The 24,782-nt window shown below is 60.9% G+C and carries 21 protein-coding genes, 1 tRNA gene and 1 pseudogene; 12 read left to right on the top strand and 11 right to left on the bottom strand.

The annotated features are described in order from the left end of the window. Window positions 1–122: 122 nt before the first annotated feature. The 8 genes from ccoN to ccoS all read left to right on the top strand — a co-directional run bounded on the left by ccoN (window position 123) and on the right by ccoS (window position 8,188). Entirely contained in the window at window positions 123–1,733 is a 1,611-nt protein-coding gene (gene ccoN, locus EB230_RS30100) for a cytochrome-c oxidase, cbb3-type subunit I (protein ID WP_097572454.1), read from the top strand. An 11-nt stretch (window positions 1,734–1,744) separates the two neighbouring features. Beyond that, window positions 1,745–2,476, top strand: a complete 732-nt coding sequence (gene ccoO / locus EB230_RS30095) for a cytochrome-c oxidase, cbb3-type subunit II (RefSeq protein ID WP_006329238.1) — start codon at window positions 1,745–1,747, stop codon at window positions 2,474–2,476. A gap of 10 nt (window positions 2,477–2,486) precedes the next feature. After that, window positions 2,487–2,636, top strand: a complete 150-nt coding sequence (locus EB230_RS30090; protein ID WP_027033462.1) for a CcoQ/FixQ family Cbb3-type cytochrome c oxidase assembly chaperone — start codon at window positions 2,487–2,489, stop codon at window positions 2,634–2,636. Between the two features lie 2 nt (window positions 2,637–2,638). Then, a complete protein-coding gene (gene ccoP / locus EB230_RS30085) occupies window positions 2,639–3,502 on the top strand; it encodes a cytochrome-c oxidase, cbb3-type subunit III (RefSeq protein ID WP_019856557.1) in 864 nt (287 codons plus the stop codon). Window positions 3,503–3,706: 204 nt separating this feature from the next. Continuing rightward, window positions 3,707–5,266, top strand: a complete 1,560-nt coding sequence (gene ccoG / locus EB230_RS30080) for a cytochrome c oxidase accessory protein CcoG (RefSeq protein WP_172374508.1) — start codon at window positions 3,707–3,709, stop codon at window positions 5,264–5,266. Continuing rightward, window positions 5,263–5,760, top strand: a complete 498-nt coding sequence (locus EB230_RS30075) for a FixH family protein (protein WP_006329246.1) — start codon at window positions 5,263–5,265, stop codon at window positions 5,758–5,760. The genes ccoG and EB230_RS30075 overlap by 4 nt, the downstream gene beginning before the upstream one ends. After that, window positions 5,757–8,042, top strand: coding sequence for a cation-translocating P-type ATPase (locus EB230_RS30070; protein ID WP_143977239.1), 2,286 nt, complete (start codon window positions 5,757–5,759; stop codon window positions 8,040–8,042). Before EB230_RS30075 ends, EB230_RS30070 begins: the two co-directional genes overlap by 4 nt. Then, the gene (ccoS, locus tag EB230_RS30065; protein WP_006329249.1) at window positions 8,039–8,188 is read left to right on the top strand and encodes a cbb3-type cytochrome oxidase assembly protein CcoS; all 150 of its coding nucleotides are present in this window, start codon (window positions 8,039–8,041) and stop codon (window positions 8,186–8,188) included. Before EB230_RS30070 ends, ccoS begins: the two co-directional genes overlap by 4 nt. Before the next feature lie 251 nt (window positions 8,189–8,439). Here the strand turns inward: ccoS and EB230_RS30060 are convergent. From EB230_RS30060 to EB230_RS30050, 3 genes and pseudogenes are all read right to left on the bottom strand, one after another. Beyond that, a pseudogene (locus EB230_RS30060) lies at window positions 8,440–8,924 on the bottom strand (site-specific integrase); the annotation flags it as partial. Then, window positions 8,923–10,110 (bottom strand): Fic family protein, encoded by a 1,188-nt coding sequence (locus tag EB230_RS30055; protein WP_006329252.1) that lies wholly within the window; start codon window positions 10,108–10,110, stop codon window positions 8,923–8,925. The gene EB230_RS30055 and the pseudogene EB230_RS30060, both read right to left, overlap by 2 nt. A 254-nt stretch (window positions 10,111–10,364) precedes the next feature. Then, on the bottom strand, window positions 10,365–10,616 hold the full coding sequence (locus EB230_RS30050) for a hypothetical protein (protein WP_143977238.1): 252 nt from the start codon (window positions 10,614–10,616) through the stop codon (window positions 10,365–10,367). A gap of 354 nt (window positions 10,617–10,970) precedes the next feature. Between EB230_RS30050 and EB230_RS30045 the strand changes: the two genes are divergently transcribed. After that, window positions 10,971–11,417: a DUF2971 domain-containing protein gene (locus EB230_RS30045; RefSeq protein ID WP_143977237.1), complete on the top strand. Its 447-nt coding sequence runs from the start codon at window positions 10,971–10,973 to the stop codon at window positions 11,415–11,417. A 262-nt stretch (window positions 11,418–11,679) separates the two neighbouring features. Here EB230_RS30045 and EB230_RS30040 read toward each other — a convergent pair whose 3' ends face one another. Next, the gene (locus EB230_RS30040) at window positions 11,680–14,268 is read right to left on the bottom strand and encodes a DEAD/DEAH box helicase (protein WP_172374506.1); all 2,589 of its coding nucleotides are present in this window, start codon (window positions 14,266–14,268) and stop codon (window positions 11,680–11,682) included. 426 nt (window positions 14,269–14,694) lie between these two features. Between EB230_RS30040 and EB230_RS30035 the strand changes: the two genes are divergently transcribed. Both EB230_RS30035 and EB230_RS30030 read left to right on the top strand, forming a co-directional pair. Then, window positions 14,695–17,427: an SIR2 family protein gene (locus EB230_RS30035; RefSeq protein ID WP_208760332.1), complete on the top strand. Its 2,733-nt coding sequence runs from the start codon at window positions 14,695–14,697 to the stop codon at window positions 17,425–17,427. After that, the gene (locus EB230_RS30030; protein WP_143972627.1) at window positions 17,417–18,916 is read left to right on the top strand and encodes a hypothetical protein; all 1,500 of its coding nucleotides are present in this window, start codon (window positions 17,417–17,419) and stop codon (window positions 18,914–18,916) included. The genes EB230_RS30035 and EB230_RS30030 overlap by 11 nt, the downstream gene beginning before the upstream one ends. Before the next feature lie 302 nt (window positions 18,917–19,218). Here the strand turns inward: EB230_RS30030 and EB230_RS30025 are convergent, their stop codons facing one another. Together EB230_RS30025 and EB230_RS30020 are read right to left on the bottom strand one after the other, a co-directional pair. Beyond that, on the bottom strand, window positions 19,219–20,529 hold the full coding sequence (locus EB230_RS30025) for an integrase arm-type DNA-binding domain-containing protein (protein WP_109670623.1): 1,311 nt from the start codon (window positions 20,527–20,529) through the stop codon (window positions 19,219–19,221). A gap of 212 nt (window positions 20,530–20,741) precedes the next feature. Continuing rightward, window positions 20,742–20,817, bottom strand: a tRNA-Phe gene (locus tag EB230_RS30020). A 399-nt stretch (window positions 20,818–21,216) separates the two neighbouring features. On the opposite strand from EB230_RS30020, the gene EB230_RS30015 reads away from it, so the two are divergent. Next, a complete protein-coding gene (locus EB230_RS30015; protein ID WP_172374504.1) occupies window positions 21,217–22,587 on the top strand; it encodes an alpha-glucosidase/alpha-galactosidase in 1,371 nt (456 codons plus the stop codon). Between the two features lie 99 nt (window positions 22,588–22,686). Here the strand turns inward: EB230_RS30015 and yacG are convergent, their stop codons facing one another. The 5 genes from yacG to EB230_RS29990 all read right to left on the bottom strand — a co-directional run bounded on the left by yacG (window position 22,687) and on the right by EB230_RS29990 (window position 24,778). After that, a complete protein-coding gene (gene yacG, locus EB230_RS30010) occupies window positions 22,687–22,884 on the bottom strand; it encodes a DNA gyrase inhibitor YacG (RefSeq protein WP_056565898.1) in 198 nt (65 codons plus the stop codon). Further along, complete coding sequence (locus EB230_RS30005) at window positions 22,881–23,507, bottom strand: Maf-like protein (protein ID WP_056565900.1); 627 nt, start codon at window positions 23,505–23,507, stop codon at window positions 22,881–22,883. The genes yacG and EB230_RS30005 overlap by 4 nt, the downstream gene beginning before the upstream one ends. A gap of 22 nt (window positions 23,508–23,529) precedes the next feature. After that, on the bottom strand, window positions 23,530–23,748 hold the full coding sequence (infA, locus tag EB230_RS30000; RefSeq protein ID WP_006200926.1) for a translation initiation factor IF-1: 219 nt from the start codon (window positions 23,746–23,748) through the stop codon (window positions 23,530–23,532). An 86-nt stretch (window positions 23,749–23,834) separates the two neighbouring features. Beyond that, window positions 23,835–24,305 carry a low molecular weight phosphatase family protein gene (locus EB230_RS29995; protein WP_081295153.1) on the bottom strand — a complete coding sequence of 157 codons (471 nt, stop codon included), beginning with the start codon at window positions 24,303–24,305 and terminating at the stop codon, window positions 23,835–23,837. Beyond that, on the bottom strand, window positions 24,293–24,778 hold the full coding sequence (locus EB230_RS29990) for a UPF0262 family protein (protein ID WP_172374503.1): 486 nt from the start codon (window positions 24,776–24,778) through the stop codon (window positions 24,293–24,295). Before EB230_RS29990 ends, EB230_RS29995 begins: the two co-directional genes overlap by 13 nt. Window positions 24,779–24,782: the final 4 nt, after the last annotated feature.

Genomic DNA, 24,782 nt, shown 5'->3' with positions numbered 1-24,782 from the left:
GATGCTGCCCGAAGCAAAATCGTGCGGCTCTGACATGGATCAGGGCGAGCAGGCGGCAACTACGGAATTAATGCACCGCGGATTTGGCGTCCGCGCATTGGAATCCTGGTCGGGGACATGTCATGAAATTCGGCACGGAGATCGTCGTTCTAAGCCTGTTTGCTTTTGCGGCCCTGGTGGCTGCCGGCTTCGGCGTAGAAGGACCTTTTCGCCAGCATATGGGGGTTTTGTTCTTCGCCGTGGCTGGCTTTACCGCGATCCTGCTGCGCAACACAGATTTCAAGCCGGCGGCTCCGATCGACACCTCCGCCTACATGGATGGCCCGATCCGCTACGGAGCCATTGCAACGGTATTCTGGGGCGTCGTCGGCATGCTCGTCGGTGTGATCATTGCCCTGCAGCTGGCATACCCTCACCTCAACATCCAACCCTGGTTCAATTTCGGCCGGCTGCGGCCGCTGCACACATCCGGCGTCGTCTTCGCCTTCGGCGGCAACGCTTTGCTTTGCACGTCTCTCTATGTCGTGCAGCGCACGTGCCGCGCCCGGCTGTTTGGCGGCAAACTGGCCTGGTTTGTGTTCTGGGGTTACCAGCTGTTCATCGTCATGGCCGCGACCGGCTACCTGCTCGGCATCACCGAAGCCCGCGAATACGCCGAACCCGAATGGTATGTGGATCTCTGGCTGACCATCGTCTGGGTCGCCTATCTCATCCTGTTCCTCGGCACGATCCTGAAGCGCAAGGAACCGCATATCTACGTCGCCAACTGGTTCTACCTGTCCTTCATCGTGACAATCGCGATGCTGCATGTGGTCAACAATCTGTCGATGCCGGCGTCGTTCCTGGGCTCGAAGAGCTACTCCGCCTTCTCCGGCGTCCAGGACGCCTTGACGCAATGGTGGTATGGCCACAACGCCGTCGGTTTCTTCCTCACCGCCGGGTTCCTCGGCATGATGTATTATTTCGTGCCCAAGCAGGCGAACCGGCCGGTCTATTCCTACCGCCTGTCGATCGTCCACTTCTGGGCGATCATCTTTCTCTACATCTGGGCCGGCCCGCACCACCTGCATTACACCGCCTTACCCGACTGGGCGCAGACGCTCGGCATGGCGTTCTCGATCATGCTGTGGATGCCCTCATGGGGCGGTATGATCAATGGCCTGATGACGCTGTCTGGCGCCTGGGACAAGCTGCGCACCGATCCGATCATCCGCATGATGGTGATGGCAGTCGCCTTCTACGGCATGTCGACCTTCGAAGGTCCGATTATGTCGATCAAGACGGTCAATTCGCTGTCGCACTACACGGACTGGACCATCGGCCATGTCCATTCCGGCGCGCTCGGCTGGGTTGGCATGATCTCGTTCGGCGCAATCTACTACATGGTGCCGAAACTGTGGAACCGTGAACGTCTCTATTCGCTGCGGCTCGTCACCTGGCACTTCTGGCTGGCGACGCTCGGAATCGTCGTCTACGCCGCGGTGATGTGGGTTTCCGGCATCATGCAGGGCCTGATGTGGCGCGAATACGACGAGCAGGGTTTCCTCGTCTACTCCTTCGCCGAAACCGTCGCCGCCATGCATCCCTTCTACGTCATGCGTGCCATCGGCGGTGCGATGTACCTCACCGGCGCCCTGCTCATGGCCTGGAACGTGACCATGACCATTCTTGGCCACCAGCGCGAAGAGCAACCAATGCCAGGTTCCGAGCCCGCCCTCCGGCCTGCCGAATAGGGAGCCAGACAATGGGCTTGATGGACAAACACGCGATCATCGAGAAGAACGCCACGCTTCTTCTCGTTGGCTCTCTTCTTGTCGTGACCGTCGGCGGCATCGTCGAGATTGCGCCGCTTTTCTATCTCGACAACACGATCGAGAAAGTCGAAGGCATGCGGCCCTACTCGCCACTGGAACTCGCCGGACGCAACATCTATGTGCGCGAGGGCTGCTACCTCTGCCACAGCCAGATGATCAGGCCTTTCCGGGACGAGGTCGAGCGCTACGGCCACTACAGCCTGGCCGCCGAGTCCATGTACGACCACCCCTTCCAGTGGGGCTCGAAGCGCACCGGCCCTGACCTTGCACGAGTCGGCAACCGCTATTCCAACGAATGGCACGTTCAGCACCTTATGGATCCACGTTCGGTGGTGCCGGAATCTATCATGCCTCGCTATGCCTTCCTGAAGGACGCTCCGATCGAGGTGAAGGACTTCTCGACGCATCTGGTTGCGAACGCGCGTGTTGGCGTCCCGTACTCCGATGACATGATCGCGCACGCCAATGCCGATCTGATGGCCCAGGCCGACCCGAATGCCGATGCCTCCGGCGTCGAGAAACGCTATCCGAAAGCCAAAGTCGGTGATCTGGACGGCAATCCGCAGCAGGTGACCGAGATGGATGCCCTCGTCGCCTATCTGCAAATGCTGGGAACACTGGTCGATTTCAAGACCTATGACGATGCAGCCGGCTACCGCTGAGGGGGACGCAATGAGCTATAATTTGATGCGGGAATTCGCGGACAGCTGGGGTCTGCTTGCCATGGCGCTCTTCTTCGTCGGCTGCATTGCCTTTGCCTTGCGTCCCGGCGGCAAAACACAGGCCGATCAAGCCGCCCAGATTCCACTCAAGGACGACTGATCATGAGCAGCGAGCATATCGATGAAGTCTCGGGCATCTCAACGACCGGTCATGAATGGGACGGGATAAGGGAGCTCAACAACCCATTGCCCCGATGGTGGGTGATAACCTTCTACATCACCGTCGCTTGGGCGGTGGCTTATACAATTGCGTATCCGGCTTGGCCGATGCTGTCTTCCGCGACCAAGGGTGTGCTTGGCTATTCCAGCCGCAACGCTGTCAAGATTGAGCTGGCGGCTGCCGAAGCCGCCAAGGGCAAATATGTGGCGGCCATCCAGCAGAAGACCGTATCCGAGATTGCAGCCGACGACGCGCTGCGTGAATTCGCGGTAGCGGCCGGCGGAGCTACCTTCAAGGTCAATTGCGTGCAATGCCACGGCTCGGGCGCCCAAGGGTCGAAGGGATTTCCAAACCTGAACGACGATGACTGGCTGTGGGGCGGCACGACCGAGCAGATCCAGCAAACGATCGCGCACGGCATCCGTTTCGCATCCGACCCGGATACTCGGCAGTCGGAAATGCCCCCCTTCGGTGACATCATCACGCCCGAACAGATCGCACAGGTCGGCGCCTATGTCGCCAGCCTCTCGGGCAAGGTCCAGGATGCAAGTCTTATCGAGCCCGGCGCCAAGGTATTCGCGGAAAACTGCGTCGCCTGTCATGGCGATAATGCGAAAGGCAACAAAGAGCTCGGCGCGCCCAATCTGACCGATGCGATCTGGCTCTACGCACCCGGCGAGACAGCCATCGCCGTCCAAGTCCGCGCGCCGAAGCACGGTGTCATGCCGGCCTGGATCGGGCGTCTCGGCGAGACCAAGGTTAAGGAACTTGCGGTTTATGTCCATTCGCTTGGCGGCGGAGAATAGGAACGGAAGCCTATTCTCGGCCCTCCCCGCCAAGCGACGGGGCCCGGCACGAGTCGGGCCCCGACACCATTCCGGCATGCGGCGATTGACCTGCAGCAAGGCGGCGCGGCCCACACGGCGAAGCGGGCTCACTGCAGACCGGACGTCTGTCGAAGCAGTCCGTCGCACAACGATGTCATAGGCCGCGCGCGAGTGGAGATGCACGTGCTGGATAAAACGCAGATGGAGCGGCTCGAGGCAAAAGCGGTCAACTCCGCCAAGACACGACAGCCGCTCTATGCTCCGCGCAAGAAAATCTTCCCTAAACGCGCCTCGGGCAGCTTTCGCCGCTTCAAATGGCTGGTGATGGCGGTCACGCTGGGCATCTATTATCTGATGCCCTGGTTGCGCTGGGATCGAGGTCCGTTTGCTCCTGATCAGGCCGTGCTGATCGATCTTGCCAACCGCCGTTTCTACGTCTTCTTCATCGAGATATGGCCGCAGGAATTCTACTATGTCGCCGGCCTTTTGATGATGGCCGGCATCGGCCTCTTCCTGATCACGTCCACCGTCGGCCGCGCCTGGTGCGGCTATACCTGCCCGCAGACGGTATGGGTCGATCTTTTCCTAGTTGTCGAGCGGGCGATCGAAGGCGATCGCAACGCTCGCATGAAGCTCGACGCCGGCCGCTGGACCGCGCGCAAACTGGTGCTGCGTGTGTCGAAACACGCCATCTGGCTGGTCATAGCGGCAGCTACCGGCGGCGCCTGGATCCTCTATTTAGCCGATGCGCCGACGCTGATCGGCGACGTATTCAACGGCACCGCCGCTTCGGTCGCCTACGTCACCATCGCGGTGCTGACGGCCACCACCTACACATTCGGCGGGCTGATGCGCGAGCAAGTCTGCACCTACATGTGCCCGTGGCCGCGCATCCAGGCTGCCATGCTCGACGAGAATTCGCTCACTGTGACCTACAATGACTGGCGTGGCGAACCTCGTTCGCGGCACGCCAAGAAGGTCCAGGCTGCGGGGCAGCCGGTCGGTGACTGCGTCGACTGCAATGCCTGTGTCGCAGTCTGCCCGATGGGGATCGACATTCGCGACGGCCAGCAACTCGAATGCATCACTTGCGCGCTGTGCCTTAATGCCTGCGACGGCGTCATGGACAAGCTCGGCAAGGAGCGCGGGCTGATCTCCTATGCGACGCTGTCCGACTACAACGCCAACATGGCGGTGGCGACCGCAGGCGGCTCCGGTCCCGTGAACCCTTCACTCGTCAGAACGGCCGACAGCACATTCTCCGCCAGGTTGGCGCATTTCCATATTCGCAAGATCTTCCGGCCGAGGACCTTCTTCTACATGGGCGCGTGGACGGCGGTCGGGCTTGCCTTGATCTATTCGCTGCTGACGCGCGACCGACTCGAGATCAACGTCCTGCACGACCGCAATCCGCAATTCGTGACCCTGTCCGACGGCTCGATCCGCAACGGTTACACCGTCAAGCTGCTTAACATGATCCCCGAGCCAAGGACGATCGTCGTCACGATGCAGGGCTTGCAGGGAGCCGAAATGAGCGTCGTCGGCAGTGATCTGCCGGCAGCTCGCTTCTTCGCCATCGCGGTCCAACCCGACCGGCTGAACATGCTCAAGGTCTTCGTGCGCCAGCCAGCGGGTGAGGTTCGGCACGCTGCACAAACCTTCAAGTTCCGCGTCGAGGACAGAGCGAGCTTCGAATCGGACGAATACACCGCCACCTTCAACGCCCCGGAGATCGCCAGATGAGCACCAATACGCAAAAGACGCGTGAGTTCACCGGCAGGCACATGCTGCTCACCATTCTCGGCTTTTTCGGCGTGATCATCGCGGTCAATCTCACGATGGCGACACTCGCCAGCACGAGCTGGACCGGCCTTGTCGTCGAGAACACCTATGTGGCCAGCCAGCAATTCAACCGAAAGGCCGAGGAAGGGCGCGCGCAGGCGGCACTCGGCTGGACCGGCAAACTGACGATCGCTCGGGGTGAGGTCCGCTACAGCTTGAGCGATACCACCGGCAAGCCGGTCCCCTTGCATGGCGTCAAGATACTGTTTCGTCATCCCGCCTACGAGGCTGGGGACAAGGCCGTCACTCTCGCCCTCGTCTCGGACCAGGAATTTGCCGCGCAGCACTTGCCAAGGGATGGCGTCTGGATCGTCGAAGTCGACGCCGATGCCGGTCTGACAGAGCCCTATCGCGACGTTCGCCGGATCATGATTTCGCAAGGAGCGCTGCAATGAGCTGTTGTGCACCCAGCGCGGAACTGGCGCTGGATCTGACCAGTACCACATCGGTCCTGCCGTCTAGCCAGGAGATCAGGTTGGCGAGCCGATCGCTTGGCGACAATCTTTGGCAGACCGACCTTTCAGTGCCGACGGTTCACTGCGCGGCCTGCATCCAGGCCATCGAGACGGCTCTCGGAAGGCTCGATCGCGTCGAAGGCGCTCGTGTCAACCTGTCGACGAAACGGGTCGCGATCCGGTGGCGTGGGGACTCTGTGCCTCCGTTTGTCGCCGCGCTGGGACGGCTGGGCTTTCAGGCGCACCTGTTCGAAGCCGACGCTGATAAGAAGGACAAGACGCTTGCCGAGTTGATCCGCGCCGTCGCTGTTGCCGGCTTCGCGGCAGGCAACATCATGCTGCTTTCGGTCTCGGTCTGGTCCGGCGCCGAAGGTGCAACCCGCGACTTGTTTCACTGGGTCTCCGCATTGATCGCCATCCCGGCGCTCGCCTTCGCCGGCGGCATCTTCTTCCGCTCGGCCTGGAATGCACTGCGCCACGGCCGCATGAACATGGACGTGCCGATCGCGGTTGGGGTGTCGCTCGCTTATGCCATGAGCCTCTATGAGACGATCAACCATGGCGACCATGCCTATTTTGACGCGTCGGTATCACTGCTGTTTTTCCTTTTGATCGGCAGGACCCTCGATCATGTGATGCGCGAACGTGCCCGCACCGCGGTGAAAGGCCTGTCTCAGCTGGCCGCGCGTGGCGCCATGGTGCAGCGCGGCGACGGCGCGCGCGACTATCTGCCGGTCGGCGAGATCGAACCAGGCATGCGGTTGTTGATCGCAGCCGGTGAAAGAATCCCCGTCGACGGCAAGATCATTCAGGGGGCGTCGGATCTCGACTGCTCACTGGCCTCAGGCGAAAGCACGCCAAAAAACGTGGCCCCGGGCGCAGCAGTACAGGCCGGCGTGCTCAATCTTACCGGCCCGCTGACGATCGAGGCGACGGCTGCCGCCAAGGATTCGTTCCTCGCCGAAATGGTTCGACTGATGGAAGCCGCCGAGGGCGGTCGTGCCCGCTATCGTCGTATCGCCGACCGCGTGTCGGCACTCTATGCGCCCGTGGTTCATCTCACCGCGTTGGTAACATTCCTGGGCTGGATGGCGGCGACCGGCGACTGGCACCGGGCGATGACGATCGCCATCGCTGTTCTCATCATCACGTGTCCGTGCGCGCTTGGCCTCGCGGTGCCGATCGTACAGGTGGTCGCCGCACGGCGCCTGTTCGAGAACGGCATCATGGTCAAGGACGGTTCGGCCATGGAACGCCTGGCGACGATTGATATAGCGGTGTTCGACAAGACCGGAACGCTCACGCTTGGCCAGCCCCGGCTCGTCAACGCGTCATCGATCGATCCCGCCATGCTGGCAGTTGCAGCCGACCTGGCAGCGCACTCGCGGCATCCGTTTTCAAAGGCCATAGCCGGTTTTGCCACGCCTGGCGGGCAACACAAATTCCGTGCCGTCACCGAGCATCCGGGATTTGGAATCGAAGCAACTGACGCCGGAAATACCTGGCGGCTGGGTCGACGCGGATGGGCTGGATGGAAGGCTCGAACCGGCGGCGAAGGCAAACATGGCTACGGCGGAACGGTTCTCACGAAGAACGGGATGATTGTCGCTTCCTTCGCTTTCGAGGATGCGTTGCGGGCCGATGCCGGGAGCGTCATGGCGCAATTGAACGATGCAGGGGTCTCGGTCGAAATGCTGTCGGGCGATACCGCGGACGTCTGTGGCGATGTCGCAAGAATATTGGGCATCGACCGTTTTGTTCCGGCGCTGCCGCCATCCGGGAAGGTTGAGCGGATCGAAATGCTGACCAAGGCCGGCCACAAGGTCCTGATGGTGGGCGACGGACTCAACGACACACCAGCGCTGGGCGCGGCGCACGTCTCGATCGCTCCCGCCACCGCCGCCGATATTGGCCGCAACGCGGCCGATTTCGTGTTTCTGCGTGAAAGCCTTTCGGCAGTACCCCTTGCGCTGGACGTCTCGCGGAAGGCAGGGCGGTTGATGCGCCAGAACATAGCCATCGCGATCATCTACAACGCCGTTGCCGTGCCGATCGCCATCTTCGGCCACGTCACGCCGTTGATCGCGGCGGTGGCGATGTCCGCCTCATCGCTGCTGGTGATCGGAAACGGGCTGCGGCTGCAGGGCTTTATGCTCGCCGAGCTGACGAGGGCTTCTTCGGCAACGCATTCTGGCATTCACCCATCAGCGCGGTCATCATGACGATACTCGTCTACCTCATGCCAGTCGCCCTATTTCTTGGCGCACTGGGGCTGACTGGCTTTCTGTGGGCATTGAAGAGTGGCCAATATGAGGATCTTGACGGAGCCGCTGAGCGCATCCTCCGGGACGACAAGCCGGAACGCTGAGCCAGACCGCTGTTCCCGACGCTGTGCTGACGCCGACTCGGAATAACGAATGAAGCTCCACAACCAATTAAGCCGCTTGACGTAGATTTGTGAAAAGCCCCTGTCCCTCGAAGGACTGCGTCGCCGGTTCCGCCCCAACATAGACGCGGCCAATGTCATAACGTACGCAAAGCTGATGTTCATGTTCACGATAGGTGCGGACACGGGGTTGCAGTTACACTTGGTTGGGTTCAACTGCAGGTTTCGTGCTCTCAATTTCGTTCCAGATAATCGGCCCACCAACTGCATCATACTGACGCGCTTTTCCCAGTGCTCCGCCCTGGCGTAAGCGCGCCGAACGTCGTTCTTTTCAATATGGGCCAGCTGTCTCTCTTGCGTCTGGATGCCACTTGCCGCATTCATTCAACAGAGTTGATGCCGTTGCTCGGGAACCGTGAGCCGTTGCTTCTTTCTTGCTGTAACCCATGCGACGCAGGGCGGCGTTAAGGGTATTGTCGGAAATCGGACGAGAACCCGATCGCGCAGTTGGAAACAGCAGCGCCTCGCCCTCGGAAATGTCTCTGAGATCGGTCAGGATTTTGATGGCCTGCCTCGAAAGTGCAACGCGGCGCGGCCGCCGCATTTTCTTGCCTGCTTCCGGGATGGTCCACACCGAGCCTTTGAAGTCGAACTCTTCCCATCCGGCGGCTCGCAACTCGCCCGGGCGGGGAAACAGTAGGCGCAGTTATGCGACGCTAAGTTTCCGGAAATAGCTTAGGAAACAGTTCGTCCAACGTGTCGACCGGGAAGCGTAGCGATACCGGTCCTTTCGGGGTATCGGACGCTAGCAGGCCAAGCTCGAGCACCTCGGTAAACACGCGGCGGGCCGTACGTTCCGGCAAGCCAGCGATACGTGAGGCCTCACCGCGATCGAACTCGCCGCGCAGAAGCGCCTCTTCGAGCAGCCGGAAAGCTTCCGGCTTCAGGTCGTAGCGTTGAACGAACCGCTGCAGGCGCCGGGCAAGTTGGTTCAAATCGAACAGGCTGGACATGAAACTGACCTGGTCGATGCATACGCGTAGAAACCATAAGGTAAAATCTGCCAGCGCCCGCATAGAAAGATTACCGCGGCCGTCGCGATCGCCTTGGCGTGGCATGTCGGCGTGATCCATCATGCGTTTATAGTCGCCGCGGCTTTCCAGACCCCGCGCCAGGCCTCGGGAAATCGACCACAGCCCGTGCGCGGCGATTCCTGCCTCATGGGCCATGGCGTGACTCATCAAGCGACTGACGCGTCCATTGCCGTCTGGGAAGGGATGAATGTAATTGAACCGATGATGCGCGGCCGGAATCGCCAATATCCTAGCCGCTTTGCCCGTACGTTGGAAGCGGTACCGGCTAGCGAAATGCTCCATGAACGCTTCGACGCGATCGCTTGACGGCGGCTGGTGGCGGCCGACAGTAACATCATGTTCGGGCTGTGATCGCCACCGACCCGGAACCATCAAGAATTCTCTGTCTGCGCCGCGAATGCGCAACATCGCCTCATCGGCGTCACGGTAGAATTCCGCATGCAGCCAGCGCAAAAAATCAAGCGAAGCCGGTTCTGGGAGCTGACCCTCCGCTGCCAGGCGATCGATTTCCCCCTGCAGTCGAACATGGGCCGCGGCTTCCACCTGCAGGTTGCGTCGTTCCTGGTCTTTGTCGAATTCGCCGGCGAGGGCGCGTTCGATGTCGCGGGGGCGCGTGTTGTGGCCCTCGATCAGGTTGCTGTAATAGGTGTTCATGATGCGCACGAGATCCGCCAGGTTCGCAGCCGTGCGCGGATGCAGCTTGGCGCCGAGAACCGCCGAGCTTGCTGACAGCTCAGCCAGCGCGTCGGAGATAGGCTCCGCAACGTCTTCCAGGCGCGCCGGCTCGATGCGCTGTACGGTCTCTTCCATGATTGGCCGATGTTAGATCGCGCTAAGTACGTATATGTCAACAGAAATTTTAGCTGAGCGCCCATAACTGGCCGATCATTTGGCCGATGTTAGCCGCTACCTCAGCTTCACCGAGACGGTTGATCGACGACGCCAATGCCGATGCCGATGATGGCCGATATTCGCTATGCTTAGCGCATTGATAGTATGTACAAATTTGCGATCGGTAGGTCGATTTGGCCGATCGCTTGGCCGAACTTCGCCGGTCGCGCTGACTAGGGACATATGACCAGGAAAATACAGGCGACTCCAAATGATTCTCCAGAGACTGCGGAAGCAGGCGACGCTGCGACCAGGCTGCGCGAGGACTCGAACGACCCGACAAGAGCAAATACACCTGTAAGCAACGTCTGCCAGTCATAGAGCGCGCCGATGAACGGATTGTGGAATTTCGGTAGCGACTCCGCGCAGCGCTCGAAGAAGCTCTTGGCAAGCGCGTTTTCGCAAATAATGTTCGGCAGATTCACGCTCTGTCTTCTGCTCAGGTGATGCAGTTAGGCAGCGTGGGCAGTTCAGTCAACAATTCTGCGAGGCGTCAGACATGCGGCGGCTCGCCGGCAATATATTCACCGGCGTTGGATGCCGGCAGTTGTAGCTCCGTTGCGTCCTGAAGGCCCGGTACGCGGTCGCTGCCATCAAGAAGCGGTGCCTACGGATCTCCCGCATCGAAGACCTCAATGACGCCTTCGAATTCATAGGCATCGTGCTCGACGACAAGCGCGACCGCATCCACCTGTCCTCGTACCGCCGCCGGCTAGACCAGGAGCAGGGCCTCATCTGTATGAGCGAAACGTGGTCGAAGCCGCAGATGTGGGGGCACTATGGCGAAATTTCGCGGGATGGTGCTTGGGTTTGACGTTTCGGAAGGGGACTTCTTCAAGGTCCGTTACCGCAAAACGAGGCCGCGCCTGGTCGACCTCGGACTGTCGTCGTATGCCGAAATAGGGCCTGAGCACCTTAAAGAGTTGGCGCGGATAAAGTCTGACGGTTGGGCGTATGAAGACGAGTGGCGCTGGCTACTGCCACTGGTGAACCCCGAGGTCATCCAAGGCCAGACGCACTACTTCCAGCCATTCGGGCCTGACCTGCGGTTGAAGAAAATCATTGCAGGTCCGAAGTTCCGCGAGCGTTCCTACGAGCAGATGCGGGAGATGGTGAAGGGGATGGGCGTCGAGGTGATGCTGGCACGGGTCGACTTCGCCAAGTTCGAGGTCACCCGTCAACGCAAGCTCAGTTTGTGGCCGCCTGTTCGTCCGCAGACTCCCTAACGGCGGCAAGGCGGTGGCAGTTCGGCTGGTGAGAGTGAAAAGAAGGCAGGCTGCCCGCCCGGGACGTACCTCAACGTCTGATATCACCGCGGTGGCCGGAATGTCATTCTGCATGCTACCCCATTGTGTCTGTCTGAAACGCGCCTCATGTCGGCCGTTGCTATGTGATCGTTGGTTCCTTAGAAGCGGACGTTGCACCTGCCTGAGGCCCGCTCGGGCAACCTATAGTCCAATTTCGCGGTGAGTGGGTATTCTCCCATTCTTATGGGATACTCTGTAAGATACCGCTCGCGATACGTCCTTTCAGCCACTTGTAGATCTGGTCGGCACCCATCCCGTCTTGTTCGAAGCGCTCAGCAGCTTCCGCACGCCAGACTAGGTCACCGGCCTGACTAAAGGTACGTCTCAGTTGCCGCAATGTCCGCAACGCCTGACCTGCCCATTCCCGAAACTCGTCGATTTCCCATAGCGACACGGTGTGGAGATGCGGAACCGCCCCCGACTTCGCCTTGGTCACCGGCGTGACCAGTACCGGCAGGATAATGGCATTATCGGGCAAAGCAACGTGGTCGCGAATCCAGTTGGGATGCGAGAAGGCCTGTCGCGCCTTGGTAGCGTCCAGCACATCGTTTGTTGCTCCGGCATGATCTTCGAACACGAAACACAGATCATCCGCCGCCCACCAGGGATCCGGCGACGCGTCGACTTCGCGTTTCCCCGCGTGGAAGCCGAGAATCTCGCCTAGGCGTACCTGCGCCTGCTCAAAACCGTTCTTCGAGGCGAGACCTTCCAGAATCTCCCGCTCGCGCTTGTTGAACTCCCGGTCGGTCACGGTGCCGAGCCGCTCCAGCACGCCCTCAACGCGCTCGATCTGTCGCAGCAGACGGGGACTGCGGCCAAGAGGAGCTTCCATGTCCGCGTGATAGCGGGCCAGCTTGACCAACCAAGGCAGATCGGTGGCGGCGCGCTTTGCATGATTAAAATGGCCGCGCGCCTTGACGTCCAGCGAGGCGATGCCGGCGCGTCCTCCATACCAAGCGGCTGAGCCGGCGAGGTAGTGCCACAGCGCTCGATAACCTCGGAGGTCCGGGTCGGTGAGTCCACCCAGCACTCCCTCCGCTGCTTCCACAGCGCCTTCGAAATCGCTCTGCCAGAGCCTGCTCTGAAATTCGATCTCCTGGCCGACAATCGCCTGCAACTCGCCCAGCGCTGGGAAGGGCTGTTGCACTGCCGCCGCCCGCTTGCGAAGGATATCGTTGTTCACCGCATCCCAGCGGGCGTCGTTCGCTAGGAATATCTCGAAATTCTCGATGATGTCGGCCATCGTCGTGCCGACCGACTGCTCGTTGCCGAATTCGAGTTCGGCCTGCAATTCCGGGTGAAGGTGAACGCGTCGCCGCCTGTCGGCGAGATAGTCAGGCAGCTCCTCGCCGGAGACTATCACCGCGGAATAGTCCTGCAGCGACCGCGTGCAGCGGCCGATCGCTTGCAGCACGCGCGTCTGCACCCGATCGTTGAACAGTTGCGACGCCCCCATTCGAAGCATGATGAACCGCTCTTGGAGGTTGGCAGCGCGAGGCAAGCCTTCGATGAACAGCAGACGGCAATCATTGCCCGGAAAGTCGATGCCGTCATAGCGGTTAGCTATCACAGCCACCGCCTGGGGCGTGGTAACGAACGGCTGCTTCGACTCCTCGATGGCCTCTGCGCCGAAGGTCGCGAAGCCAAGATTGGCCTTGACATCCTCTCGGACCGACTCAGCCTGTTGATCGCTGGGCACGAGGACCAGGCTCCGCCCGGCGCGTTGCATCAGCTGGTGGCGCAGCGTCACTACGTCATGGACCTCGAGCGAGCTGTCAGGAAAGATAAAGAACCTGCGCCCAATCCCTTGGCGATCCCAGCCGTCGGGCACTTGGAGGCGCTTGATCCTGCGGCGGCCTGTGAGGCGCTCCAGGTCGCCGCCCGCCCCGAGTGTGGCCGACATAAAGATGCGCTGCCGCGCATTCTGATACGGCGGATGCTGCCATGTCGGTGCCAACAAGGGGCGGATGAGAATTTCGGTCGCCGAAATGTAGAGGTGGCACGCAACGAGATGGCTTCGGATCATCGACCACGCCCACCGAATGTCCAGTTCTTCGGCATGGGCGTCGATCACCGCCGTGAGCTCGTCCTTAATCTCAGCGAAGACGGGCGTGGGCAGCTTATCGACCCAGCGTCGGTCCTCCGGATTGCTGTCCCAACGGCCCGTAAGTCGCGAAAAATCGTGGGCGTCCAGGTGCGGCTGCAGCACTCCACTCAGTGCTTCGAACAGCGCTCGGTGCTGCTGCTTGGTCCGCTGGATGCGGACAGTCCACATCTCACCGATATAGTTCTCGGCGGCATGGGCATCATCTATGATGACGACGTCCGGGTTCGAGAAAAACGGATTGGTGTTGAAAAGCGAGTTGTAGGTCGTCACAGCCACCCGGTCGGCGTTCTGATACTCGGCGCGGGCCTGTGGGTCGTAATCCCGATTGCTTCCCGTAAAGCCGTTCACCGTCAGCCCGTACTGTGTCCGGGCCTGTTCCACTGCCTGGTTCACCAGCTGCTTGGTGGGGCAGAGATAGACTACCCGCTCTTCGAACTTGCGGCGGCGCCACTCGGCAATTATGAGCCCGACCAGAGTTTTTCCGCTCCCCGTTGGAAGCTGCAATGCTACATCCGAGTCAGAGACTGCCTGAGCGGCGTAGCTCCGCATAATCTCGCCCTGATGCAGCAGGACGCCCGGGATCGTACGGCGCGGAAGCGTGAGAAGAATTTCCTCCGGGCTTGTTGGAACAATCTCTGTCGATGTCGCGCTTTTGAATGCCATTGTTTCCACTCCTACCAATCTGGCCCTTATCTGCTCTTCCGATCGGCCGCCAGAGACAAGGGCGATTCTCCACACACAGAGGAACTACCAGCCCGATGAAAGACCCCCGGCTGGTACCCGATAGATAGTTTATGTCCGATAACCCGCGCTGGGTCGCTGTACGCGTCACCGAGAGAGGCCATGTTACTGCAGCCGGGATTATCCCGATGCTGGTTGATAAACGGACGGCCTCACTTCGAATTCACGTTCCGTTCTGCTAATTGATAAGACTCGAGCGAATCTTGAGGTTGTACCGCACTTGTCGGCGGTTGGCAGAGAGATGGCGATGACTAGGGCTGATGAATGACCCAGGCGGGAGTACTCAGCATTGATAGTTCGACGTTCGCCATGCGGACGTCTTCGCCTGGACGATTGAGATCGCTCCTGATGGACAACTCCGAGCCGGTTCTTCTCTTGGGCGCCGGCGCCTCGATTACCTCCGGGATCCCTGCAGCGGCCAAAACGGTTGAGAAGGCCGCACGGTGGGCATGGTGCAAGGAGAACGGCCGTCACCCGGACGACTTCACCATTCGCCGGTCTGATTATTGGCCCTGGTTGGCCGCCCAGCCTTGGTACAAAACAGAGCTCTCCGCCGCCGATCTCTACCCCGAAGCAATCGACAACCTGCTAGGGGTGAAGAGCGATCGACGCGAGTTCTTTGAAAAGCTCATCAACCCGCCTGAGGTACCGCCCTCGCGCGGCTACGTTGCCTTGACGCAAATCCTGCACCAGGGATGGATATCCACCGTCCTGACAACCAACTTCGATCAATGCCTTGAACGGGCGGCGATTCAGCAGAACCGACCCCACCGACTGGTCAGCATCAGCACGCCGGCTGACTACGTGATGTTCAGCTCCGCGCCGCACGATCCGCAATTGGTCTTCCTGCATGGGTCAGTGAAGCACTACACCGATAGGAACTTGGCCGACGAGGTTCAATCCCTCGACCCATCGCTGGCCGAACGCCTGCGACCTCTGTTTCGCGACCATCCGGTTATCGCGGTCGGTTATCGGGGTGCCGAAGCGTCCGTGATGAAAGACCTTTTCTTGGCACAAGCCATGTCCGGCGGCTTCCTCCACGGCGTCTACTGGTGCGTCTTAGAGGATGATCTGGTCGGCCCTCATTCGCCTTGGGTCGAGCAGTTGGCGGGCGCAATTGGCTCCAACTTCCAGCTCGTACCAATTCGAGGGTTCGACGACCTCTTCGAGAAGGATCTACTGGCCAGCATGATCGCTGCAGGAGCACGGCCAACGCGCCGGCCTTCCGGCTACAGCGTCGGCGGCATGCCCGCAGACATGCGCCCGCTCAATGAGCTTGATGTCTCCGGCTTCGAACAGCCGCTTCTGCAAGCCCGCCTGCGGCAATATGCGGACCGAACCGACCTCTGGAGACCGGGAGACGTTGATGCCGCCTGGGTCGAGGAGATGACCGACCGGCTCGATCTGGTGCGGCCGGTCGGCGGGAGCGTCTGTCCGACGCTCGCGGGTTGGCTACTGTTCTCGCGTAATCCTTCTGTCGAATTCCCTCAAGCCCGGGTCGAGTTCCGTGCGACAGGACCCGGCCACTGGCTGCGGGGCCGCTTCGGCGAGGACATCGAACTTGAGCCGACTTCTCGTGAAGGCGAGTTCACGGTCCGGCGTACGATCACCGGCAATCTTTGGAGCCAACTAGACGATCTTATCGACCTTCTTGCCCTTGTGAACTTCCAGTTCCGGCTGAAGGCCGAGGTTTCGCGTACGGTCAATGCGTACAATGCAATCGCCATCAAGGAGATGCTCGTCAATGCGATCGTGCACCGCGACTACGATCGAGACGAGGCCGTCCAAGTCATCGTTGAGCCAAAATCGATTGCTGTCACGAGCCCTGGCGGCCTTATCGAGGAAATCGCCGTTCTAGTCGGCGGGCAGTCGTTCCAAGACGCGATCGCGGAACGAACCAGCCCGATCAAGGGTTACCGGAATCCCGCCATATCGGACCTTTTCTACGGCGGCGGCCAGATGGACCGGCGGGGATCAGGCCTCTCCGACATGGTCCTCGCCACCGTGAACAACAATGGGTCGGTGTCATTCGGGCCTTCTGCCGACAACGCTCAGTTCACGGTCATGATCGAGGCGCGGCCGGAAGCCGTCGACGAGATCACCAACACCGCATTGCCAATCGCAGAGGAGACCGTCCGCTACTCGTCCAACCTCGTCCCAATCGAGATCATGCCGGCGAAGGTCTGGCACGCCGCCACCAGCGCTGGTTCTAACCGAACCTTCTATCGCGACGCGGAGGGTCTCGCAGTCCCACCGGGCCATGTGAGCGACGGCCGCTTCTATTCTCTCTATGACCTGGAGGGGCTCGCCGAGTCGATGGTCACGCCGTTCGACCCAGGGGAGATCGAGGCCTTGGACTTCGACGAACTCATCCGATTGCCGGGAGGTGAATCGATCGCGCTGAAGCTGCTTCATGAGCTGCTGTTCGAGCACCTGAAGGCCAAGGATCTCCAGATCGAGTATGATCGACGGCGCGCCTACTTCGCGCGCGGCGACGAGCCTGAGCTTAAGGTTAGCTATCAAGGCCGCCTTCGCAAGGCTACCCGAACCGTGGTTAAGGCGCGCACCAAGCGCGAATCCGCCGACATCGTCTACTTCGAGCACAAGGCGGTCAGCTTCTCCGTTCTGCGCTTCGGTAGCGACTGGGCGGTTGTTCTGACCCCCGGGTACGCATTCACCCGGGACGGCGTGCGTAACCCAATCAGTCGGGAGCGAACGAACGCCCTCTCTACACGGCGCGCGGCGCGTGATTTCAATCCGAGCGTTCTGCAGGACGTCTCTTTCTGGCTCGCGGTCCTGTCCGGCGAAACTGAGGGCCTGTTCGCACTTGAGCAACGCCGGGATAACGACCTCACGCGGTTCGCTCCTTCCGTGCTCCTATCCCATCGCACGCCGACGATTTCGTTCAACGTGTCGGCGTTCGACGAGTTGGCCCAGCGCGACTCTGAGATCGACGAGGATCTCCAGAAGTTGGACGCCGAACTGGAAGCGCTTGCGCTTGAGCCTGACGACGAGGACAGAGATGGGTCCCGCCGCGACGCGGATGATCTAGGCCCAAGCGAGCCCGACGATGTCGATTGAGCTAGCCATCGTCGAGTTGTCCCCGCCGCGACTTCAGTTCGGCGGCGCGAGCACACATACCGATCCCAAAGTCGGGCTCCTGTCTGCGGGTCCTTTTGACCTTCGGTTCGGGTCGGCTCGGAAGGACAATATTCATGTCGGGGTCATTGGCCCGGCCCAGCAGGTAGCGGCGGCGCGGCGGTGGCTGGAGCGATGCAGTGGGGAAATCCCGATTCTGGGCGAGCCAAGCCTGCTCAAGAAGGCCTTTCCCGGCTTTAAGGAGGCGTTTCATAAACGATTGGTCGCCCCGGACGCGTCCTCGATCGCACTCAGCTCGGATAGCCACGACGAGCTTGCTCGTGCGTTGCAGGGCGACGCCTACCAGGCGTTCCAGCGCGTGGTCGACTTGTACGCTGACGCGCATTTGCGACTCGCGTCCCGTGACCTAAACCGTCCCGACATCGTCCTGATGTGTATCCCCGACGACATCTTCAACAAGGTTAGCTCAGTCGAGCGCAAAGCGACCGAAAGTGAACGCAAGCGCGCCAAGGAGATCCGGCGCGCCCGCCCGAGCAATCAGCTGGACCTGTTCGACACCCTCGATGAGGTCGAGCAGACACCCGAGGATTTCTTGAGACGGGACCTCAGGCTGGCCCTGAAGGCGCGGGCTCTACGGAGCCGATTGCCGATCCAGCTGGTCACAGAAGTCCTGCTCAGCGACACGGCGAGAAACCAAGACCCAGCCACCCGCGCCTGGAATTTTGCCGTCGGCCTCTATTACAAGGCCGGCGGCGTCCCTTGGCGATTACCGCCCACGGGGCCAGAAACCTGCTTCGTCGGCATCAGTTTTCACCACTTTCGCACGACGCGGCGCGCGATTGTCCGGTCCAGCCTTGCTCAGGCCTTCTCGAGTGATGGTGAAGGGTTCGCGATCCGCGGGGAAGGCGTTCCCGTCGAGCCCGAACAGGGTCGGAACGTTCACCTCTCCGAACAGCAGGCGTTCGAGCTGACGCAGAACGTCCTTGCCGAATATGAGCTGCGCACTGGGGGAGCGCCGCTCCGAGTCGTGCTTCACAAGACGTCCTATTTCGATCCCGCCGAACAGACGGGCTTCGCTGCTGCGCTCAAGAACACGCCCATCGTATCGATGGTCACCCTTGTTCCCAGCCTCTTCCGGCTGCTCCGGTACGGCGCCTATCCTCCGAAAGTCGGAACGGTCTGCACAGTCAATAACGACCGATCGTTCCTATTCACTTCCGGGTTCATGCCGGAGCTCGGCACCTACCCAGGACCGCATGTGCCCCAGCCATTCGAAGTTCGCTGTCTTGGCGCCGAGAACGCTGTCGCCGCCGCGCAGGACGTTCTCAACCTCACCCGGATGAACTGGAACACAGCCGACATCAGGGGAAAATGGCCGGTGTCCTTGTCTTTCGCCCGCCGTGTAGGCGGCATTCTGGACGAGTACGGCGACGATGATCTTGCCGAAACCTCGTTCCGCTACTTCGTTTAGACACTACGGGGTTGCACCGTCCGAGTGTCCGCGTTCGCATTTTGGATGTCTGAAGCGACCGGTCCGGTGTCGGCCCAAACCAGCCACGTTCGTCACGGGTTAATCGACCCTTCTTGTGGGACGACGAGACACCGCGGAGGGAATACTAATTTAGTCCTCCTCCTGGTCCTTAGGTTCGCCAGACCATACGAGAGAATACGAAGGAAATGCGTGGCCAACATAACGTATTGATTTCCTGTGGAAAACGATGACCCTCCGGGCCTGCAACATTGGTTGCCCAGTTTCGGTGTTTTCGACGGGGTTCAGTGTGATTTTCGGAGGTTGGAGGTTCGTCTCGTCGTTTGGCGAACCGTCGCTGTTGGCTTCCAAACTAGACCCTCGCGAGGATGTATGGACAGCAGGCTTGCCTCGCGTCCCCCGATTGAGATCACCCGCGAGTTTTTGCTCTCGAGTTCATCCAGATAGTCGGCCCACCATTGCATCATCCTGACGCGCTCTTCCCAGTGCTCTGCCCGGGCGTAGGCGCGCCGAACGTCGTTGTTCTCAATGTGGGCCAGCTGCCGCTCTACGGCGTCCGGGTGCCACTTGCCGCATTCGTTTAGCAAAGTTGATGCCGTTGCTCTAAAGCCGTGCGCGGTAGCTTCTTCTTTGCCATAGCCCATACGGCGAAGGGCGGCGTTAAGCGTGTTGTCGGAAATCGGACGCGAACCCGATCTAACACTAGGAAACAACAGCGATCCACCACCAGAGATTTCTCTAAGTGAGGTCAGGACGCTGACGGCCTGCCTGGAAAGAGGTACGCGGTGCGGCCGTCGCATCTTCATGCGTCCTTCAGGGATGCTCCACACGGAGCTCTCGAAATCGAACTCGTCCCATCCGGCCGCGCGCAGCTCGCCGGGGCGGGGGAACAGCAGGGCCATCAGCCTCAGAGCGGCTCGGGTTGTCGGCTGTCCGTCAAATGCATTAATCGCCCTCAGCAAGCCTCCCAAGGCCTTAGGATCGGTAACCGCGGCACGCGGCGTGACCGTCGGACCGACGAGTGCGCCCCTCAGGGCGATCGTCGGATCTACATCGGCGCGTGCGGTTGCGATTGCATATCGAAACACGCTGCCGATGGTGGAGCGCATTCGCCTTGCCGACTCGTATCGACCGCGAACCTCCACGCTGCGGAGAGCGGCAAGAATTGTGGCCGGATCGATCTCCCGAACGCTTTTGTCCCCAAACGTTGGATAGGCAAAGTCGAGCAACCATTTGACCTTGGTGATGGTCCGGTCGGCACGTCCCTCCTTCTTCAGCTTGTCGACATAGTCCTCCGCGATTGAGCGAAAGGTGTCCTCCGCCGAAGTCTTTTGCGACTTACGCTCCTGTGCGGGGTCGATGCCACGTAGGAGGAGACGTTTGGCGGTATCGCGCGCCTCTCGTGCCTCAGCGAGGGAGATGAGGGGATAGCTGCCCAACGCCAGAAGCTTCTGCTTGCCGCCAAAACGATAGGCGAGGCGCCATAGGCGAGATCCGGTAGGCTGCACCCAAAGCTGGAGCCCGCCACCGTCAGACAATTTTACGAGCTTAGAAATGGGTCGGGCATTTCGGCATTTTACGTCGGAAAGGGCCATTTTCGGGACCTCCATTTGGCTGCATCGATACCATCAGGATCTCCAATACCAGCGAAAATACCAGCCCCCCGCCTCGTTGGACCAACTGCGCCGAAATTCCACAAAACCCGACCATCCGCGCTTTGCGCGCCGAAATCAGTAAGGATTTCAGCTAGTTGACGAGATGGAAGCGTAGAGGCTTCGGCGAAAGAGACTGTCGGGAGAAGAGGGGATGGTGCCCAGAGGCGGATTCGAACCACCGACACGCGGATTTTCAGTCCGCTGCTCTACCAACTGAGCTATCTGGGCCTGTTCCGGCAAACGAATTCTCGTGAACCGGATTTCATGAGGGCGCCACGGGCGCCCCTTGAAAGCGCGTGGGTTATAGCACGGGAATTCGGCCTGTCCAGCGCCCAGCTGTCGATTTCTGGTAGGAAAAGAGATGCCGTCGAAAGGCGGCTTCCTCGGGTGCTTTCATCGCCGGAATGGCCTGAGGTCCGGCCCCTTGTGGCCAATTGGCCTCCGTTCCAGCGCTGCCATTCTTCACCGGCGCGACCATGCGATCGAGCTCGAACTCGAGTTCAGCAGGCGAAAGCGCGATGTCCAGCGCCCGCAGGCTGTCGTCCGGTTCGCCCAGGCTGGACGGGGGCGGCTTGCACGCGGCATAGTCGAGGCCGCATCAAGCCTGAACTTATGCCGGAGAGTGGCGTGGCAAGAAATCCCAGGATCACATTCATAGGCGCTGGCTCGACGGTGTTCATGAAGAACATTGTCGGCGACGTGCTGCAGCGACCGGCCTTGTCGGGAGCAACAATCGCGCTGATGGACATCAATCCGCAGCGGCTGGAAGAAAGCGCTGTCGTCGTCAACAAGCTGATCGCGACGCTCGGCGTGAAAGCAAGGGCCGAGACCTATTCCGACCAGCGCCAGGCGCTGGTCGGTGCGGACTTCGTCGTCGTCGCCTTTCAGATCGGCGGCTACGAGCCTTGCACCGTGACCGACTTCGAAGTGCCGAAGAAATACGGCCTGCGCCAGACCATCGCCGACACGCTCGGCGTCGGCGGCATCATGCGCGGCTTGAGAACCGTGCCGCATCTGTGGGCGATCTGCGAGGACATGCTCGCCGTCTGCCCGCAGGCGATCATGCTGCAATACGTCAACCCGATGGCGATCAACACCTGGGCGATATCGGAGAAATACCCTGACATCCGGCAGGTCGGCCTCTGCCATTCGGTGCAGGGCACGGCGAAGGAACTGGCGCACGATCTCGATCTTCCCTACGAGGAGATCCGCTATCGCTCGGCCGGCATCAACCACATGTCGTTCTATCTGAAATTCGAGCATCGCCAGCCGGACGGTTCCTATCGCGATCTCTATCCGGATCTCGTTCGCGCCTATCGCGAAGGCCGCGCGCCAAAAACCGGCTGGAACCCGCGCTGCCCCAACAAGGTGCGCTACGACATACTGACCAGGCTCGGCTATTTCGTCACCGAAAGCTCGGAGCATTTCGCCGAATACACGCCCTATTTCATCAAGGGAAACCGCCCCGACCTGATCGAGAAATACGGCATCCCGCTCGACGAATATCCCAAGCGCTGCATCGAACAGATCGAGCGCTGGAAGGGCCAGGCGCAAGCCTATCGTTCGGCCGACCGCATCGAGGTCGAGCAGTCCTCGGAATATGCCTCCTCGATCATGAATTCGGTCTGGACCGGCGAACCGTCGGTGATCTATGGCAATGTCCGCAACAATGGCTGCATCACCTCGCTGCCCCGCGATTGTGCCGTCGAGGTGCCTTGCCTCGTCGATGCCTCTGGCATCCAGCCGACCTATATAGGCGACCTGCCGCCGCAGCTGACGGCGCTGATCCGCACCAACATCAATGTCCAGGAACTGACGGTGCGGGCGCTGGTGAGCAAGAACCGCGAGCACATCTACCACGCGGCAATGATGGATCCGCACACGGCGGCGGAGCTCGATCTCGACCAGATCTGGTCGCTGGTCGATGATCTCCTGGAGGCCCATGGCGACTGGCTGCCGGCCTGGGCGCGGACAAGCCGCAAGACGCACGCGGCCTGATCAAAGGCAACCGCGGGAAAGACCTCACCGACGGCGCTTGTACTGACGTTCCCTTTGCATGTGATCAACCGCCACTGGCTCCGTGCCGATGGCCTGGCCTTATTTCGGCTCGTCGGCGTCGGGCTCTTCCTCGTCGTCGCGTGCCTTGATGACATAGGCACCCTTCAGCCAGCGGTTGAGGTCGATGTCCTTGCAGCGCGTCGAGCAGAACGGAAAGGTGTCGCGCGCCGATGGCTTGCCGCATTCGGGGCAGGGGCGCTTTCGGCGTAGCGGCGTGACCTTGGAGTCGGAGTTCATGGCCGTGCGGTGAGCCAGCTCTGATGGATCTTGAAGCCTTCGCCCGACAGCAGCGCCACCGTTTCATAGAGCGGCAGCCCAACGATGTTGGTGTAGGAGCCGACGAGCTTGACGACGAAGGTGCCGGCGAGGCCCTGGACGGCATAGCCGCCGGCCTTGCCGCGCCATTCGCCCGAGGCGACATAGGCGTCGATCTCCTCGCGCGGCAGCCGCTTGAAACGCACCCGCGTCTCGACCAGCCGCTGACGCAGCTTGCCGCCTGGCGTGATCAGGCAGATGCCGGAATAGACACGGTGCGAACGACCGGACAACAAGCCGAGGCAGTTGGCGGCATCATCGAGCGTTTCGGCCTTGGGCAGGATACGCCGCCCAACCGCGACCACCGTGTCGGCGGCCAGCACGAAGCCTGGCGCATAGTCCGTCTCGGTCTTCAGCGATGCGAACGCCTTCTCGGCCTTTTCCTTCGACAGCCGCTTGGCGAGCGAACGCGGATGCTCGGCACGCAACGGCGTTTCGTCGATATCGGCTGGCAGGATCCGGTCCGGCTCGATGCCGGCCTGCTGCAAGAGTTCGATGCGGCGCGGCGACCCCGAGGCAAGCACCAGCTTCTGCAAAATGCTCATCGCGGACCAGTCGGCCTTGATCTTACTTGAAGCGGTAGGTGATGCGGCCCTTGGTCAGGTCGTATGGCGTCATCTCGACCAGAACCTTGTCGCCGGTCAGCACGCGGATGCGGTTCTTGCGCATGCGGCCGGCCGTATGGGCGATAATCTCGTGTTCGTTTTCGAGTTTCACCCGGAACATCGCGTTGGGCAACAATTCCGTCACGACACCCGGAAACTCGAGGACTTCTTCCTTCGGCATTCGATACCTTTGCTTGGATGGCAGTTCCGGCGCCCAGGCCGAATTTCGGCGGAACCTATATGATAATCGAGCGCTTGTGAACACGCTTAATCCGTCGCGTTTTTTGCTTCCGGAGGCAAAAAACGCCGGCTTATGCGCAACTTCAGCCGCTCGCGCACGTCGCGGTAGGCCGCCATGATCTGCTCGCGCGTGCCGCTGGCACCGGTTGGGTCCTGCGTCGGCCAGTATTCGACCTCGACGGCGAGCGAGCGCGTGAGCTCCAGCGCGGCATGGTGCGCCTCCGGCGCCAGCGTGACGATCAGGTCGAAATAGTCGTCCTCGAGATCGTCGAGCGTCCTTGGATGACGCTCGCCCAGCGTGAGGCCCTCCTCGGCAAGCACGGCGTCGACGAACGGGTCGCGTTCGCCGGCACGCACGCCGGCCGAGGCGACAAAAATGGTGGCGGGCAGCATCCGGCGCGCCAGTTGCTCGGCCATCGGCGAGCGCACGGCGTTCATGCCGCAAAGGAACAGGATCGAGCGGGGCAGGGCGCCGGGTACCAGGGCTAGCCCCGCCAGTGCAGCACGCAGACCAGCGTGAACAGCCGTCGCGCCGTGTCGAAGTCGATGTCGATCTTGCCGGAGAGCCGGTCCATCAGAGTCTGCGAACCTTCATTGTGCAGACCGCGCCGGCCCATGTCGATCGCCTCGATATGGCTCGGCGTCGAGGAGCGGATGGCGTCGTAATAGCTTTCGCAGATCATGTAGTAGTCCTTGACGATGCGCCGGAGCGGCGTCAGCGACAGGATGTGGGTGACCACCGCGGTACCGTCCTCGCGCGCCACGGCGAAGACCAGACGCTGCTCGGCCAGCGACAGTTTCAACCGGTAGGGACCGACGCCGCTGTCGTTGACGGGCTGAAAACTGTTCTCCTCGATGAGGTCGAAGATCGCCACCGCCCGCTCGTGCTCGACATCGGGCGTGGAACGGCCGATCGATTCATCGAGTTCGACATCGATCAGCTTTGCGCGGGTTTGATCGGGGCCCGTCATCTCA

The organism is Mesorhizobium sp. NZP2234, from assembly GCF_013170765.1.
Lineage (GTDB): Bacteria > Pseudomonadota > Alphaproteobacteria > Rhizobiales > Rhizobiaceae > Mesorhizobium > Mesorhizobium loti_D.
This window is presented reverse-complemented; position numbering and strand designations above follow the sequence as displayed.